The sequence below is a fragment of the Serratia sp. J2 genome, assembly GCF_046269175.1.
Classification (GTDB): Bacteria; Pseudomonadota; Gammaproteobacteria; order Enterobacterales; family Enterobacteriaceae; genus Chania; species Chania fonticola_C.
In genome coordinates this window covers 141,647-155,809 of sequence record NZ_JBKABN010000006.1, presented here as the reverse complement: position 1 = coordinate 155,809, position 14,163 = coordinate 141,647, and the positions used below count along the sequence as shown (strand labels likewise).

Annotated in this window: 12 protein-coding genes; 6 read left to right on the top strand and 6 right to left on the bottom strand. The window is 54.4% G+C overall.

The features are described from left to right. Positions 1–68 precede the first annotated feature (68 nt). The gene (locus tag ACKWMY_RS08795; RefSeq protein WP_024528559.1) at positions 69–1,142 is read right to left on the bottom strand and encodes a sugar ABC transporter substrate-binding protein; all 1,074 of its coding nucleotides are present in this window, start codon (positions 1,140–1,142) and stop codon (positions 69–71) included. A gap of 238 nt (positions 1,143–1,380) precedes the next feature. Between ACKWMY_RS08795 and ACKWMY_RS08790 the strand changes: the two genes are divergently transcribed. Beyond that, positions 1,381–1,746, top strand: coding sequence for an endonuclease domain-containing protein (locus tag ACKWMY_RS08790; protein ID WP_409486191.1), 366 nt, complete (start codon positions 1,381–1,383; stop codon positions 1,744–1,746). Between the two features lie 248 nt (positions 1,747–1,994). On the opposite strand, the gene metG is transcribed toward ACKWMY_RS08790, so the two are convergent. Next, a complete protein-coding gene (metG, locus tag ACKWMY_RS08785) occupies positions 1,995–4,025 on the bottom strand; it encodes a methionine--tRNA ligase (protein ID WP_024528561.1) in 2,031 nt (676 codons plus the stop codon). Positions 4,026–4,186: 161 nt separating this feature from the next. Between metG and apbC the strand changes: the two genes are divergently transcribed. Continuing rightward, positions 4,187–5,299 (top strand): iron-sulfur cluster carrier protein ApbC, encoded by a 1,113-nt coding sequence (apbC, locus tag ACKWMY_RS08780; protein WP_021805051.1) that lies wholly within the window; start codon positions 4,187–4,189, stop codon positions 5,297–5,299. A gap of 193 nt (positions 5,300–5,492) precedes the next feature. Here the strand turns inward: apbC and ACKWMY_RS08775 are convergent, their stop codons facing one another. Next, positions 5,493–6,134 (bottom strand): phosphatase PAP2 family protein, encoded by a 642-nt coding sequence (locus ACKWMY_RS08775; protein ID WP_211135879.1) that lies wholly within the window; start codon positions 6,132–6,134, stop codon positions 5,493–5,495. Positions 6,135–6,377: 243 nt separating this feature from the next. Between ACKWMY_RS08775 and udk the strand changes: the two genes are divergently transcribed. From udk to ACKWMY_RS08755, 4 genes are all read left to right on the top strand, one after another. Then, positions 6,378–7,019: a uridine kinase gene (udk, locus tag ACKWMY_RS08770; protein WP_021180590.1), complete on the top strand. Its 642-nt coding sequence runs from the start codon at positions 6,378–6,380 to the stop codon at positions 7,017–7,019. Positions 7,020–7,145: 126 nt separating this feature from the next. Beyond that, the gene (gene dcd, locus ACKWMY_RS08765) at positions 7,146–7,727 is read left to right on the top strand and encodes a dCTP deaminase (RefSeq protein ID WP_024484888.1); all 582 of its coding nucleotides are present in this window, start codon (positions 7,146–7,148) and stop codon (positions 7,725–7,727) included. Between the two features lie 34 nt (positions 7,728–7,761). Continuing rightward, a complete protein-coding gene (gene asmA / locus ACKWMY_RS08760; RefSeq protein WP_409486190.1) occupies positions 7,762–9,603 on the top strand; it encodes an outer membrane assembly protein AsmA in 1,842 nt (613 codons plus the stop codon). A 156-nt stretch (positions 9,604–9,759) separates the two neighbouring features. Then, positions 9,760–10,764 carry a LacI family DNA-binding transcriptional regulator gene (locus ACKWMY_RS08755; protein ID WP_024528565.1) on the top strand — a complete coding sequence of 335 codons (1,005 nt, stop codon included), beginning with the start codon at positions 9,760–9,762 and terminating at the stop codon, positions 10,762–10,764. 355 nt (positions 10,765–11,119) lie between these two features. Here ACKWMY_RS08755 and araD read toward each other — a convergent pair whose 3' ends face one another. Genes araD through ACKWMY_RS08740 form a run of 3 tightly spaced genes read right to left on the bottom strand, consistent with a single transcriptional unit; the run spans position 11,120 to position 14,152 of the window. Further along, a complete protein-coding gene (araD, locus tag ACKWMY_RS08750; RefSeq protein WP_409486189.1) occupies positions 11,120–11,812 on the bottom strand; it encodes an L-ribulose-5-phosphate 4-epimerase in 693 nt (230 codons plus the stop codon). Continuing rightward, positions 11,806–12,675, bottom strand: a complete 870-nt coding sequence (locus tag ACKWMY_RS08745; protein WP_409486188.1) for an L-ribulose-5-phosphate 3-epimerase — start codon at positions 12,673–12,675, stop codon at positions 11,806–11,808. Before ACKWMY_RS08745 ends, araD begins: the two co-directional genes overlap by 7 nt. Beyond that, positions 12,662–14,152 carry an FGGY-family carbohydrate kinase gene (locus ACKWMY_RS08740; protein WP_409486187.1) on the bottom strand — a complete coding sequence of 497 codons (1,491 nt, stop codon included), beginning with the start codon at positions 14,150–14,152 and terminating at the stop codon, positions 12,662–12,664. Before ACKWMY_RS08740 ends, ACKWMY_RS08745 begins: the two co-directional genes overlap by 14 nt. Positions 14,153–14,163 lie beyond the last annotated feature (11 nt).

The following is a 14,163-nucleotide window of genomic DNA, read 5'->3' as shown; positions in this document are numbered from 1 at the left end:
AGAAGGGGGGAACGGAAAAATTGTTTAAAAAAAAGAGGCTACGTCTGTAGCCCCTCGGTAAAACAGCATTATTTACCGGATTTAGCCTGCAGGGTAGCAAACCAGGGTTGGATGAAATCTTCGCTGCTGCCCCAGCCTGGAATAATTTTACTCAGTGAAGCTACGTTGATTGGGCCAGTCTGGCTGACCAGCAAGGCCTGCGGGATGGCGGCGGCTTTAAACTGATAGGTGGCAGGCGTTGGCTCACCCGCCAGCTTGTTGGCAATCAGGCGTAGGTTGACGGCCCCGATCAGCTTGGTATCTACCGCAACGCTGACCTTCCACGGGCTACCGGCTTCGCGCATCAGTTGCAGATCCTGGTTGGAGATATCGATGCTGTAGAGTTTGATCTCGGTGCGGCCATTTTCTTGCAGCGCCTTATAGGCTCCCTGGCTGAAGGCATCCCAGGTGCCCCAGATGGCATCAATTTTACCTTTCGGGTATTTGGCCAGCACCGCACCGACTTTATTGGCGGTATCGCCCTGGACGTCGGAAGATACCGCCCCGATCGATTCCAACTCATGAATACCCGGATTTTGCTTGAGTAACTGCTGGTAAGCGGCCTGGCGGCGCTCCATCGGCGGGAAGCCTGCAACCCACAGCTTGATAATGTTGGCCTTGCCATCGAAGTCTTTAATCAGCTGGCCGAAGGATTCATTGGCCAGCGAGACATCATCCTGTTGGGAAACGGTGACGCCGGGGATCTCGCCGCTAACGTCGGTATCAAAGGCCGATACCGCGATACCTGCCGCAGCGATGCGCTTGACCAGATCGGTGGAATAGGGCGCGCGACCTTGAGAAAGAATGATGCCGTCATACTTCTGGCTGATGGCCTGGTTAACGAAGTCCTGAAAACGCGCGTCATCACCGTTGCTCAGGAAGGTATCGACCTTGAAACCGAGCTTGCGCCCCTCCTGGATTGCTCCGGCCAAAAACTGGGTGGTGTTGTCATCGGAACCCAGGTTACGGATCACCGCGACGCGGATCTGCCCTTGATGCTGGGCAATAGCGTCAGGAACGGGGGCAAGCGTGGCTTCTGCGGCCAGCAGGGGCAGGCAGGTCAGCAGGCTGAGGGCGAGCAGTGAGGTCTTTATCATTTTCATTATTGGCTCCGAAGCAGGTGAAGAGTTCCTGGTAAAATTGGATGTATGGCTGTCTTTATGTCTGGATGTCTATTCTGTGCGATGCAGCATCATAACCAGATGCCCGGCAATTGGGAATCCACCGGCTTATGAATTTTTCTCAGGTGTTATAACGATTGGTTTGGATGAGGTACGCAGTTTTGGCAGGAGGCTATGGCTGACCCTCTTTTGCAAGGGTAGCGTTGTTGCGGAGGTCGCTATGACAAAAACAACAACCTTAACCAAAGCCCGTCGATTGCGGGCTTGCATGACGGATGCCGAAAAATTTTTGTGGTTACAGCTGCGCGATCGCCGCTTGGCGGGGTTTAAGTTTCGACGGCAATTTCCGATTGGGCCTTTCTTTGCCGATTTTGCGTGCTGGCAGGCGAAGCTGATTGTTGAGCTGGATGGTGGTCAGCATTCGGTGCAGGCGGCTTATGACCAGCAGCGCACAAGCTTTCTAAAACGCCAGGGATTTACCGTGATTCGTTTTTGGAACGATGAAGTATTGCGCAATTGGGAGGGGGTGAGGCAGGTGATTTTATGGAATTTACAGCGCAAGATATCCCCTTATTCTAGCCGTTGAGATTGCCCCTCACCCCAACCCTCTCCCACAGGGAGAGGGAGCTGTCCGGAGCATATAGTTAGCCCGTGCTGCTTCGGAAAGTAAGGAGTAAATAGAAGCTAGGCATTACTAGATCGGAAAGAAATGAAGAAAGAAATGAATAAGAAGAAAGGTTGGGTATGACCCAGAGAAACCAGCGAACTCGATCAGTCCCCTCTCCCTGTGGGAGAGGGTTAGGGTGAGGGGACTTTGCTTGATATTACAAAAGTTTATTTAACCTGCATACCAGGCTGTGCGCCGCTGTCCGGGCTGAGCAGGAAGATCTCCTTGCCGCCAGGGCCAGCCGCCATCACCATCCCTTCGGAAACGCCAAAGCGCATTTTACGCGGCGCCAGGTTGGCCACCATAATCGTCAAACGCCCTTCCAGCAGTGAAGGATCAGGGTAGGCAGAGCGGATACCGGAGAAGATCTGGCGTGATTCACCGCCCAGATCCAATTGCAGCTTCAGCAGCTTGTCGGAACCTTCAACAAACTCGGCGCTCTTGATCAGCGCGATACGCATATCGACCTTGGCGAAATCGTCAAAGCTGATGGTGTCCTGAATCGGATCGTCTGCCAGCGGGCCGCTGACAACTTTCTGGCTGGCGGCCAGATCTTCTTTTGATGCATTTACCATTTCATTCACTTTGTCGAGATCGATACGGTTGAACAACGCTTTGAAGGTGCTCACCTGATGGCCCAGCAGCGGCTGCTCAATGCCATCCCAGCTCAGTTCGCAGTTGAGGAACGCTTCGGCACGTTCGGTCAACGCAGGCAGTACCGGCTTCAGGTAGGTCATCAGCACGCGGAACAGGTTGATGCCCATCGAACAGATAGCTTGCAGATCGGCGTCGCGGCCTTCTTCTTTCGCTACTACCCAAGGAGCCTGCTCATCGACATAGCGGTTGGCCAGATCGGCCAGCGCCATGATTTCGCGGATCGCCCGGCTGGTTTCACGGCTGGCATAGGCCTGCGCAATGCTGGTGGCAGCATCAACAAAGGTCTGGTACAGCGCAGGGTCGGCCAGGTGGTCGGCTAACTGCCCGGCAAAACGCTTGTTGATAAAGCCAGCGTTACGGGAAGCCAGGTTGACCACTTTGTTCACGATATCCGCATTCACGCGCTGCACGAAGTCTTCCAGATTCAGGTCGATATCGTCGATGCGTGAAGAGAGCTTGGCGGCGTAGTAATAACGCAGGCAATCGGCATCCAGGTGCTTGAGGTAGGTGCCTGCTTTAATGAAGGTGCCGCGCGACTTGGACATCTTGGCGCCGTTCACCGTCACATAGCCGTGCACAAACAGGCTGGTAGGCTTGCGGAAATCGCTGCCTTCCAACATCGCCGGCCAGAACAGGCTGTGGAAGTAGACAATATCTTTACCGATGAAGTGATACAGCTCGGTAGTGGAGTCTTTACGCCAGAACTCGTCGAAATCCAGATCGCCGCGTTTGTCGCACAGGTTCTTGAACGAGCCCATGTAACCGATTGGCGCATCCAGCCAGACGTAGAAATACTTGCCTGGGGCATCCGGAATTTCGAAGCCGAAATACGGCGCATCGCGGGAGATATCCCACTGTTGCAGGCCGGACTCGAACCATTCCTGCATCTTGTTTGCCACCTGCTCTTGCAGTGCGCCGGAGCGAGTCCAGGCCTGCAACATGTCGCTGAAAGCGGGCAGGTCGAAGAAATAGTGCTCAGAATCACGCATTTCCGGGGTAGCACCGGAAACCACGGATTTAGGGTCGATCAGCTCGGTTGGGCTGTAGGTTGCGCCACAAACTTCGCAGTTATCGCCATATTGATCCGGAGATTTACATTTCGGGCAGGTGCCCTTCACAAAACGATCCGGCAGGAACATGCCTTTCTCGGGATCGTAAAGCTGAGAAATGGTGCGTCGCTTGATATGGCCGTTCTCTTTCAAGCGGCCATAGATCACACCTGACAGTTCGCGGTTTTCTTCGCTATGGGTCGAATGATAATTCTCATAGCTGATGCCAAAACCGGCGAAATCCTGTTGGTGCTCGCGGCTCATTTCCGCGATCATCTCTTCTGGCGGGATACCCATCTGCTGCGCTTTGAGCATGATTGGCGTACCGTGCGCGTCATCCGCACAGATGAAATGAACTTCGTTGCCGCGCATTCGTTGGTAACGAACCCAGATATCTGCCTGGATGTGCTCGAGCATGTGGCCGAGATGGATGGAACCATTTGCGTACGGTAGCGCGCACGTCACCAATAATTTTTTCGCGACTTGAGCCATAATGAAAAGTTGCTTTCTTTAATGAGTGAAAAGGGTCTTTGATGTTACCCGATCGCGCTCTCTGCTGCTAGGGCGGTTTCTTTCGGGTTATACGAGCGAGTTACCCTGCAGTTCTGATATGCTTATCGGGTTGCTACCCATTACAAAATCAAGGAGCCGGGATGAACGCCAAATCCCCTGAGCAGACCAACCCTGAAGTTCTGCGCGCCCTGGTGACCGGAGTATTGGCCGCCTTCGAACACCCGACGTTAAAAAACAACCTTACCGCACTGAAAGCCATTCACCACTGCACGCTGCTGGACAATGTCCTGCATATCGAATTGGTTATGCCGTTTGCCTGGCAAAGCGGGTTTGAGGCGCTGAAAGAATCGGTAAGCGCCGAACTGCTGCGCGTGACCGGCGTTCAGGCTATCGAATGGAAGCTGAAACACGATATCACTACCTTGAAGCGTGCCAACGACCAGGCCGGTGTAAAAGGCGTGCGTAACATTATTGCCGTCAGTTCAGGCAAAGGCGGGGTGGGGAAATCCAGCACCGCGGTCAACCTGGCACTGGCGCTGATCGCTGAGGGTGCCAAAGTGGGGATCCTGGATGCGGACATTTATGGCCCGTCGATCCCTAACATGCTGGGCACTGAACATGAGCGCCCAACCTCGCCGGACGGCCAGCATATGGCTCCGATCATGGCGCACGGTTTAGCGACCAACTCTATCGGCTACCTGGTGACCGACGACAACGCCATGGTGTGGCGTGGGCCGATGGCCAGCAAGGCGCTGCTGCAACTGTTGCAGGATACGCTGTGGCCGGACCTGGATTATCTGGTGCTGGATATGCCGCCAGGCACCGGGGATATCCAACTGACCCTGTCGCAGAATATCCCGGTGACCGGTGCGCTGGTGGTGACAACGCCCCAGGATATCGCCCTGCTTGATGCTGCCAAAGGCATTGTGATGTTTGAAAAGGTGCATGTGCCGGTATTGGGCATCGTTGAGAACATGAGCATGCATGTGTGCAGCAACTGTGGGCATCACGAGCCAATTTTCGGCACCGGTGGGGCAGAGAAGCTGGTGCAGAAATACCATAGCCGCCTGTTGGGGCAGATGCCGTTGCATATCTCGTTGCGAGAAGATCTGGATCGCGGGCAACCGACCGTGGTCAGCCGCCCGGACAGCGAGTTTGCCGAGATGTACCGTCAACTGGCGGGGCGCGTCGCGGCTCAGATGTATTGGCAGGGGGAAGCTATTCCTACCGAGATCTCCTTCCGCGCTCTGTGATTGCCCTGCATTAAATTGTTAGTTTAGTGCTCTCCCCCTCACCCCAACCCTCTCCCCAAAAAGGAGAGGGAGCTGTATGGAGTCGTGTGGAGGAGGGATTATTCTTTCGACATTATTGTGTTTAGTTGCTGAATTAACGTTGTGGCACGTTCTGTTCCCTCTCCCTGTGGGAGAGGGTTAGGGTGAGGGGCCATTAACGGCTCAGAGGTGCTGAAACCTGTGGGTTTTTGTGCAAATCAGCCCGGACAAAAGGTTTTTCTACCGGCGCAATGGTCACGGCAATCCTTTCCAGTAACCCCTGGGTCGGTGCCGCAGTGCCGGAATTGATCAGGACAATGGGCAGCGCCAGCGTAACGGCGATTTTGCGGTAGGACAGCCGCGGTGGTTGCGTGCCACGTTGCAGCATCAAGAAGGTGCTGCTGACGATAAAGCCGAGCGCCAGACCCGTGATCACCTCAGAAGTGGAATGGGCGTGGATCACCAAACGTGAATAACCGACTACGGCGGCCAACAGATAGCCGACGATCACCGCAGTACGCCTGACTGGCGACGAGAAACGCCCACAGAGTAACCACAGCAAAACCGGCCAGATACTCGCAGACAGAGCCGAGTGGCCGCTGAACCCGGTAAAATCCCAGTGGCGGCTGCCGATGCCCCAGCCCATAAACGCCAGCTTCGATACGCAGACTACGGCACCTACGCCGCCAAACAGCAGCATCCATTGCCAGGTTGGTTTTCTGCTGGTAGGGGACAGGAGTAGAATAATAAAGACGATGGCTGCGCAGGGCAGCAGCAGCATGCTGTCACCAAAAAAAGTCAGAAAATGCCAGTTCATGTGCGGTTGTACTCTAAGAAATAGGATCGAAGACGGTCTTGATGATGGCGTGAATTGTACCCTGAGTCGCCGATTTGCAGTAGCGTAAAAAATCTTAAATCCCCCGGCCAAAGAAAATCTGAGCGTTAATCTGGGGATTATCTCCCGTCTTACCGTCTAAACGCTGGCGCCTGAGGCGCTAACTCCCTATAATTGGCGTGTTTTACACCCCTTTCCCCACATTGAAATCAGGTCTTTAATTTTATGACTGACAAGTCGCATCAGTGCGTCATTATTGGTATAGCTGGCGCATCAGCCTCCGGAAAAAGCCTTATTGCCAGTACGTTATACCGCGAACTCCGCGATCAGGTTGGCGATCAACATATCGGTGTGATCCCGGAAGACAGTTACTACAAAGACCAGACGCACCTGACCATGGAAGAGCGGGTCAAAACCAACTATGACCACCCCAGCGCCATGGATCACAATCTGCTGTTCCAGCATCTGCAAATGCTGAAATCCGGCCAGGCGATTGAGCTGCCGCTGTATAGCTACACCGAACATACGCGTAAGAAAGAGACGATCCATCTCGAACCCAAGAAAGTCATCATCCTGGAAGGGATCCTGTTATTGACGGATATCCGCCTGCGCCAGGAAATGAACTTCTCGATCTTTGTCGATACCCCGCTGGATATTTGCCTGATGCGTCGTATGAAGCGCGACGTGAATGAACGTGGCCGCTCCATGGATTCCGTGATGGCGCAGTATCAGAAAACCGTCCGCCCAATGTTCCTGCAGTTTATTGAGCCTTCAAAGCAATACGCCGATATTATCGTACCGCGCGGAGGTAAAAACCGTATCGCGATAGATATCCTGAAGGCAAAAATCAGCCAATTCTTTGAATAAGTCATTAACAGGCCAGCCTGTTTTTGCTGGCCTTTAACGAACTATTTGAGCCCCGACATAGACCTTGAGCCCGTTGTGTGGCAATTTTCGTATAAGTTTATGCGCCTTGATGGAATGGAGAAAATAATGAGACTGTGCGACCGCGATATCGAAGCCTGGCTGGATAACGGAAAACTGGTGATTTCACCGCGTCCTCCCATTGAGCGTATTAACGGGGCCACAGTGGATGTCCGTCTGGGCAATCAGTTCCGCGTGTTCCGTGGCCATACCGCTGCCTTTATCGATCTCAGTGGCCCAAAGGATGAAGTGAGTGCTGCCCTCGACCGCGTAATGAGCGATGAAATCGTGCTGCCGGAAGGCGAAGCCTTCTTCCTCCATCCGGGGGAACTGGCGCTGGCGGTGACGCTGGAGTCGGTCACCATCCCTAACGATCTGGTTGGCTGGCTCGATGGCCGCTCTTCGTTAGCCCGCCTGGGATTGATGGTGCACGTTACCGCACACCGTATCGATCCCGGTTGGCAAGGCTGTATTGTGCTGGAGTTCTATAATTCAGGTAAGCTGCCGTTGGCATTACGCCCTGGCATGTTGATCGGTGCGCTGAGTTTCGAACCGCTTTCCGGGCCTGCTGCACGGCCATACAATAGCCGCCAGGACGCGAAATACAGGGATCAGCAAGGGGCCGTGGCCAGTCGTATTGACAAGGATTAACAGCGAACCGGTATTACGCTGACACGAGGATGGCATGAGAAGACTACTGACGACTTTGGTGATTTTGCTGGTGGTGCTGGTGGCGGGAATGTCTGCCTTGGTGCTGTTGGTTAATCCGAATGATTTCCGCAGCTATATGATCAAGAAGGTTGAGCAGAGCAGTGGCTATCATCTGACGCTGGAAGGCGACCTTCGTTGGCATGTCTGGCCGCAATTGAGCATTCTTGCCGGGCGAATGACGCTGACGGCGCCTGGGGCAGCGGCTCCTGCGGTTAGCGCAGATAATATGCGTCTGGATGTCAAACTGCTGCCGCTCCTTTCCCACCAGCTTTACGTCAAGCAGGTGATGCTGAAAAATGCCGTCATCCGTCTGACCCCCGATAGCGCAGAGCAAAGCCAACCCGATGCCCCTATCGCCCCCGGTGGTAACCAGGCGGATGATAGCTCGGGATCCTTGTGGAAATTTGATATCGACAACCTGCGGGTGGTGGATAGCCTGCTTATCTGGCAACGGGCCAACAACGAGCAGATTAACGTTCGCGATATCAATTTAACTTTGCAGCAGAATGAAAAGCATCAGGCGCAAATAGAGCTTTCCAGCCGGGTGAATCGCGACCAACGCGATCTGAGCTTCAACCTGGCGGCCAATCTCGATCTGCAACAGTTTCCCCGCCAGATAGGCGCGCAGGTCACGCAGTTTAGCTACCAGCTTGAGGGGGCAGATATTCTTGCCGGTGCCATCAAGGGGGAAGGGAGCGTACAGGCGGTTTATCAGCAGGCTTCGCAGCAGATTGCCTTGAGCCAACTGATGCTCAGTGCCAATGATAGCCAGTTGACGGGGAGTGTCAGCGCGCAGTTGGGGCCAGTGCCTGCCTATATCCTGGATCTCGGTGCCACACAGCTCAATCTGGATACACTCTCCGGCTGGCAGACAAAAAACCCTGATGAGGAGAAGCTGCCGCAGCCGGTGACCGCATCCCCAGTGATCGCCAATCAGGCGGACGATCCGCAACAGAATTTACAGGTGTTACGTGACTTTAATGCGCAGCTCAAGCTGAAGGCGGATCAGGTCATTTATCGTGGGATGTCGATTAATCAGTTGGCGGTGCAGGCAACCAACCAACAGGGATTAATGACGGTGACTACGCTGTCTGGCAAGTTGGCTGGCGGTGATTTCTCCCTGCCTGGCTCGATGGATGTGCGGGCTGATAAACCGCTGATCAATCTGCAGCCGCAGTTACGGCACATAGAGCTGGGTGAGGTACTCAAGGCCTTCGACATGCCATTGGCTCTGACCGGCACGTTCAACATGCAGGGCGACTTGAGTGGCGATCGCCTCAACGCCACGGCGTTTGAGCGTCGCTGGCAAGGGACGGCGGAACTGTCCATGCAGAATGCGCAGCTTCATGGTTTGAATATTCAACAGCTTATCCAGCAAGCCGTGGCGCGTAATGACAGTAGCGTGCGCGGTGAGGATAACAACCAGCGCTACACCACGGTGCAACAAATGAGCGCCAAGGCCAGTTTGAGCAAGGGGCAGATCACGCTCAGCGAGCTACAGGCAGAGTCTCCGGTGATGAGCCTGACCGGGAGCGGTACGGTCAATATGCCTGGCAAACAGTGCGATTTAACCATGAACGTACTGGTCACGGGAGGTTGGCAGGGCAACAATGCGCTGATCGCACAGCTGCGCGAAACGCCGATCCCACTGCGCGTCTATGGCCCTTGGGAGCAGCTCAATTATCAACTGCAGGTCGATCAACTCTTGCGTAAAAAGCTGCAGGATCGTGCCAAAGACGCCTTGAACAAGTGGGCCGAGAAGAATAAAGGCTCCCAGGATGGCCAGGATCTGAAAAAGCTGCTCGATAAGTTGTAAACCTTATCAAACACTGCCCGCGCTCTCTTTAGGTTATGGTGAGCGCGGGTTTGCCCCCTCGAACAACAAAATCAATACCTTTGATATTCATCTGGCATACTGCTGATGGCTTCCCTACAATAAGGGATCTGTTAATGAATAAAGCAAGGATTGACGGTGTCAAAAGCGAATTCTAATGCCACCATTGTGGATATTGCCCGCCGAGCCAACGTGACCAATATCACTGTCTCCCGTGCTTTTAATAAACCCGAACTGGTAAAGTCTGAAACCCTCGAGAAAATTCATGCTATTGCCAAAGAGCTTAATTATGTTCCCAATGCTTTCGCTCAGGGATTAAAGAAAAGCAGCAGCCAAATTATCGGCATTGTTACCAGCAGCATGTATAACCCCTTTTACTCTAACCTGATCCAAACCGTCTCGCGCATTGCCCGAATGCAGGGCTATCAGATTATGCTGTTTGATACCGACGGTAGCGAAGAGGCTGAAATGCAGGCGGTGCAGGCGCTGTTCGGTTATAAGGCGCGGGGCATCTTGCTCTCTGCGGTACGTGACGATCGGCATTATCAACCCGCCTACCTTGATCAGGCCGAACGCTACCACACACCGCTGATCCTGATCGACAGAGATATTTATAATCAACAGCTTAGCGGCGTATTTCTCAACAACCAAGAGATTGGCAAACTGGCCGGGAAATATTTGGCCGAGCAACCGGAAAGTAATATCCTGATCCTGGGTGGCCCGGCAGACTCGGAGATTACCTTGGCGCGAACCCAGGGGATTATTGATGCTCTGGAGGAGAAGGGGAGTAAAGTCACCATTATCAATGGTGACTATGATTTTATTTCACAGGCGGCACGGGTGAGAGAATATCTTGCCGATGAACAGCACCAACCGGATTATATCGTGGGCCTCAACGGTATTATCACGTTGGGTGCTATTTCTTTATGCCATCAGTTGGATATTTACCATCGGGTGAAATTCTTCTCGATCGATGAACCGCCCAAGGCGCGGGATTATGGGCAACATATTGCCGGGGTTTATCACGATACGCAGGTGTTAGGGGAAATCGCGGCGGAGTTATTATTTAATGCGATTAAAAATAATCACAGCGATCAGCCGTTAAGGCGTGAATTCTTTACCGGGATGTTGCTTGTCGAGTGATGTGGCCCCTCACCCCAACCCTCTCCCACAGGGAGAGGGAGTTGCTCCGGTGATGTTATTGGGTACGGAAGCTAATCTGTGACCCCAAAAAAGGGTAGCCAGTCAGGCTCAGGGGCTGTCTACGGCCTAATTGGTGCCGAGCTAGGGCTATGTTCTGGTCTAGCCAGAGTAGACACCCTGGATTAATTTGTGGCACTAAATTGGTGCCAAGCGGTGGTCAGGCATAGGGACTATGTTCTGACCTAGCCAAAGTAGGCATCCTGGATTAATCTGTGGCACGTTCGGTCCCCTCTCCCTGTGGGAGAGGGTTAGGGTGAGGGGCAATTGGTTGAAATATCAGGCTAATCCCACCCAATTACTGTCCGTAGTAAGCATTTTTACCGTGCTTGCGTAAAAAGTGTTTATCCAGCAGCGCGGGTTGCATTGGCGGGATCGTCGGAGTCAATTGCCGCGTGGCCATCGCCATGGCCGCCACTTCCTCCATCACCACCGCATTATGCACCGCATCCGCCGCCGTTTTTCCCCAGGCGAAAGGCCCGTGAGAATAGACCAACACCCCCGGCACCTGTTGTGGATCGCGCTTCGCCTGTTGGAACGTCTCGATAATCACCTGGCCGGTTTCCCGCTCATAGTCGCCAGCAATCTCGTCCTCACGCATGGGGCGGGTGCAGGGAATGTCACCATAAAAATAGTCGGCATGGGTGGTGCCCAGAGCCGGGATCGGCTGGCCAGCCTGTGCCCAGATGGTGGCATTACGGCTATGGGTATGGACGATGCCGCCGATAGCAGGAAATGCACGATACAGAGCCAAATGGGTATCGGTATCCGAGGACGGTTTACGCTGCCCTTCTTGGATCACACCGTCCAAATCCACCACCACCAGGTCATCCACCGTCATTACCTCATAGGCGATCCCCGAAGGTTTGATCACCACCAGCCCCTGCTGGCGATCGATCGCCGACACGTTACCCCAGGTAAAGGTCACCAAACCATAACCCGGCAGGCTGAGATTGGCCGCCAACACCTGCTGCTTCAACTCGCTTAACATGTGATGCCTCCCTGTTTCATCTGCTGCTCGATCCAGCTTTTGGCTTGGGTGATATGCTGGATATCCTGGCCATCGTTGCGCGTCCACATTTCCAGCAGGAATGGGCCGCGATAGTTGAGCCGGTTTAACACGGCAAACGTATGGGGAAAGTCGACGCAGCCGCTGCCGAAAGGCACATCGCGGAATTGCCCTGTAGTGCCCGGCAGCACCGGCAGGGTATCTTTTAAATGGATGGCGGTGATCTTGTCGATGCCTTGCTCCAGCTCAAAATCGACGTCATTGCCCCAGGCGCTGAGGTTGCCGATATCGGGATAGACGGTAAACCACGGGCTTTCAATCTGCCTGGCAAACTCACGCCATTTGCTGATGCTGTTGATAAAGGTGGTATCCATGATCTCCACGGACAGCATCACCTGAGCCTTGGCCGCCAGCTCTACCGCCCACTGCATACCTTCGATAAAACGCTGGCGTGTATGGCGATCGGCAGTTTCGTAATAGACGTCATACCCCGCTAGCTGGATATTCCTGATCCCGACGTCGACGGCGAAATCCAACGCCTTTTCCATCAACGTGCGAGCCTGTTGGCGGATGGCGGCATCATGGCTGCCAAACGGATAACGGCGGTGGGCGGATAAGCACATGCTGGGCACCGTGATACCGCTGTCAAAACGGGCGTTGATCAGCGCCAGCCGTTGCTGACGATCCCAGTCCAGGCGCAGCTGGCGTTCCGGCTGCTCATCAATCGAGATCTCCATAAACTGGAAACCCAGCTCGCTGGCGATACCCAGGCGTTGTGCCCAATCAAGATCTGCCGGCAAGGCTTTTTCATACAGCCCAAGTGAGACATTATTAGTGGTTTGCATGCTGGTTGGCCTCATTTAATGCTTGGGCGATATTCAGGTAGCCTTCAAAGCGATCGCGTAAGCGTCGGTTAGTTGCCGCGTCGGGATAATAGGTATGTACTTCAGGCTGAATAACCTGGACGGCCTCGGTAAAGCTGCTGTACTCCCCGGCACCCACGGCGGCACAGATCGCTGCGGCACGGCAGCCACTTTGCTGGATATTCACCACTTCCAGCGGCAAATTACCGGCGTTGGCAAACATCTGCATCCAAACGTCGGACTGCGTGGGGCCGCCGGTCATGCGAATACGTTCTACGCGTGGATTCAGCGCCACCAGGCGATCCTGATGAACCAGATGAGAGAACACGATGCCCTGATAGATCGCATGGACGATATCGGCCATGTCATGGTGCCCGCTCAGGCCAATCAGCCCGCCTGGCAGGTTGCTACCGAGGTTGGAGCCGAACAGGTAGGGCAGGAATGTGATGTCGCTCGGCTGCTTGCTGCGTTCTTGTACCCAACGATTGAACTGTGCATAGCGCTGATGATCGTTGTCGCAAAACTGCCGTAAGAACCAGGCCAGATTGCTCGCTGAGGTTGGGCTGCCTTCGTGAACAAAGTAGCGGCCCTCCATGCAATAACGCCCCCAGGCAAAAGGATGGGAGGAGGGGATTAGGTTCTCCGTTACGCAGGTAGCGATCGACCAGGTACCCGCCACTGCGCTCAGGGTGCGATCGTCGACCACTCCCGAGCACAAGGCCGCACCAACCACATCGAACAGGCCGCCATACACCGCCGTTCCTGCCGGTAATCCGCATTGGGCAGCGGCAGTGGCGGTCACTTGCCCGGCAAGCTCGGCGGAACCTAGCAGCGGCGCGGTTTTATCGGCCACTTCCTCAATACCGAATGCCGCCATCAATACTGGGTCGTAGTCGGCCGTTTGCTGGTTGAACAGGTTGCAGCCGGAGATGTTGGTGATCTCCGCCGTCGCTTCGCCCGTCAGGCGGAAACGCAGGTAGTCATGAGCCATCAACACCCGATCAATCGCCTCATATTGCGCGGGCTCATGCTGTTTCAACCAACGTAACAGCACTGCCGGATGGCTGTTCCAGATGGGTTGCAGGCTACGCGGGTAGGTGACGGCTTCGATACCTTGCTGCTGTAACTCAACCACCATCGCCCCGGCACGAGTATCTGAAGAAACGATGCCGTTGCGGACCGGCTGGCCCTTTTTATCAATGGCATATAACCCTTTGCCGTGTGATGAGAAGCTTACACCACGCACCCGATCGCCGGTTATCTCCGCGAAGCTGAGTACCTGGCGAATGGTCTGGCAAAGGTCACGCCACAAGGGCTCCATCTCGCGTTCAGAGAAGCCAGGCTGTGGGGATACGGTTTCCCCATCACATTCCGCTACGGCAATTTCCTCACCGTTAGCCCGGTATAGCCCCGCCTTGATTAGCGTGCCGCCAATATCAATGCCCAGAAAATATCCCATATCGGTTCTCC

What these genes read in the sequence shown, in the direction of transcription:
- metG (WP_024528561.1), bottom strand. Translation starts at nt 4,025, where the DNA reads ATGGCTCAAGTCGCGAAAAAATTATTGGTGACGTGCGCGCTACCGTAC.
- araD (WP_409486189.1), bottom strand. Translation starts at nt 11,812, where the DNA reads ATGTTAAGCGAGTTGAAGCAGCAGGTGTTGGCGGCCAATCTCAGCCTG.
- ACKWMY_RS08775 (WP_211135879.1), bottom strand. Translation starts at nt 6,134, where the DNA reads ATGAACTGGCATTTTCTGACTTTTTTTGGTGACAGCATGCTGCTGCTG.
- ACKWMY_RS08795 (WP_024528559.1), bottom strand. Translation starts at nt 1,142, where the DNA reads ATGAAAATGATAAAGACCTCACTGCTCGCCCTCAGCCTGCTGACCTGC.
- ACKWMY_RS08745 (WP_409486188.1), bottom strand. Translation starts at nt 12,675, where the DNA reads ATGCAAACCACTAATAATGTCTCACTTGGGCTGTATGAAAAAGCCTTG.
- udk (WP_021180590.1), top strand. Translation starts at nt 6,378, where the DNA reads ATGACTGACAAGTCGCATCAGTGCGTCATTATTGGTATAGCTGGCGCA.
- asmA (WP_409486190.1), top strand. Translation starts at nt 7,762, where the DNA reads ATGAGAAGACTACTGACGACTTTGGTGATTTTGCTGGTGGTGCTGGTG.
- ACKWMY_RS08790 (WP_409486191.1), top strand. Translation starts at nt 1,381, where the DNA reads ATGACAAAAACAACAACCTTAACCAAAGCCCGTCGATTGCGGGCTTGC.
- apbC (WP_021805051.1), top strand. Translation starts at nt 4,187, where the DNA reads ATGAACGCCAAATCCCCTGAGCAGACCAACCCTGAAGTTCTGCGCGCC.
- dcd (WP_024484888.1), top strand. Translation starts at nt 7,146, where the DNA reads ATGAGACTGTGCGACCGCGATATCGAAGCCTGGCTGGATAACGGAAAA.
- ACKWMY_RS08740 (WP_409486187.1), bottom strand. Translation starts at nt 14,152, where the DNA reads ATGGGATATTTTCTGGGCATTGATATTGGCGGCACGCTAATCAAGGCG.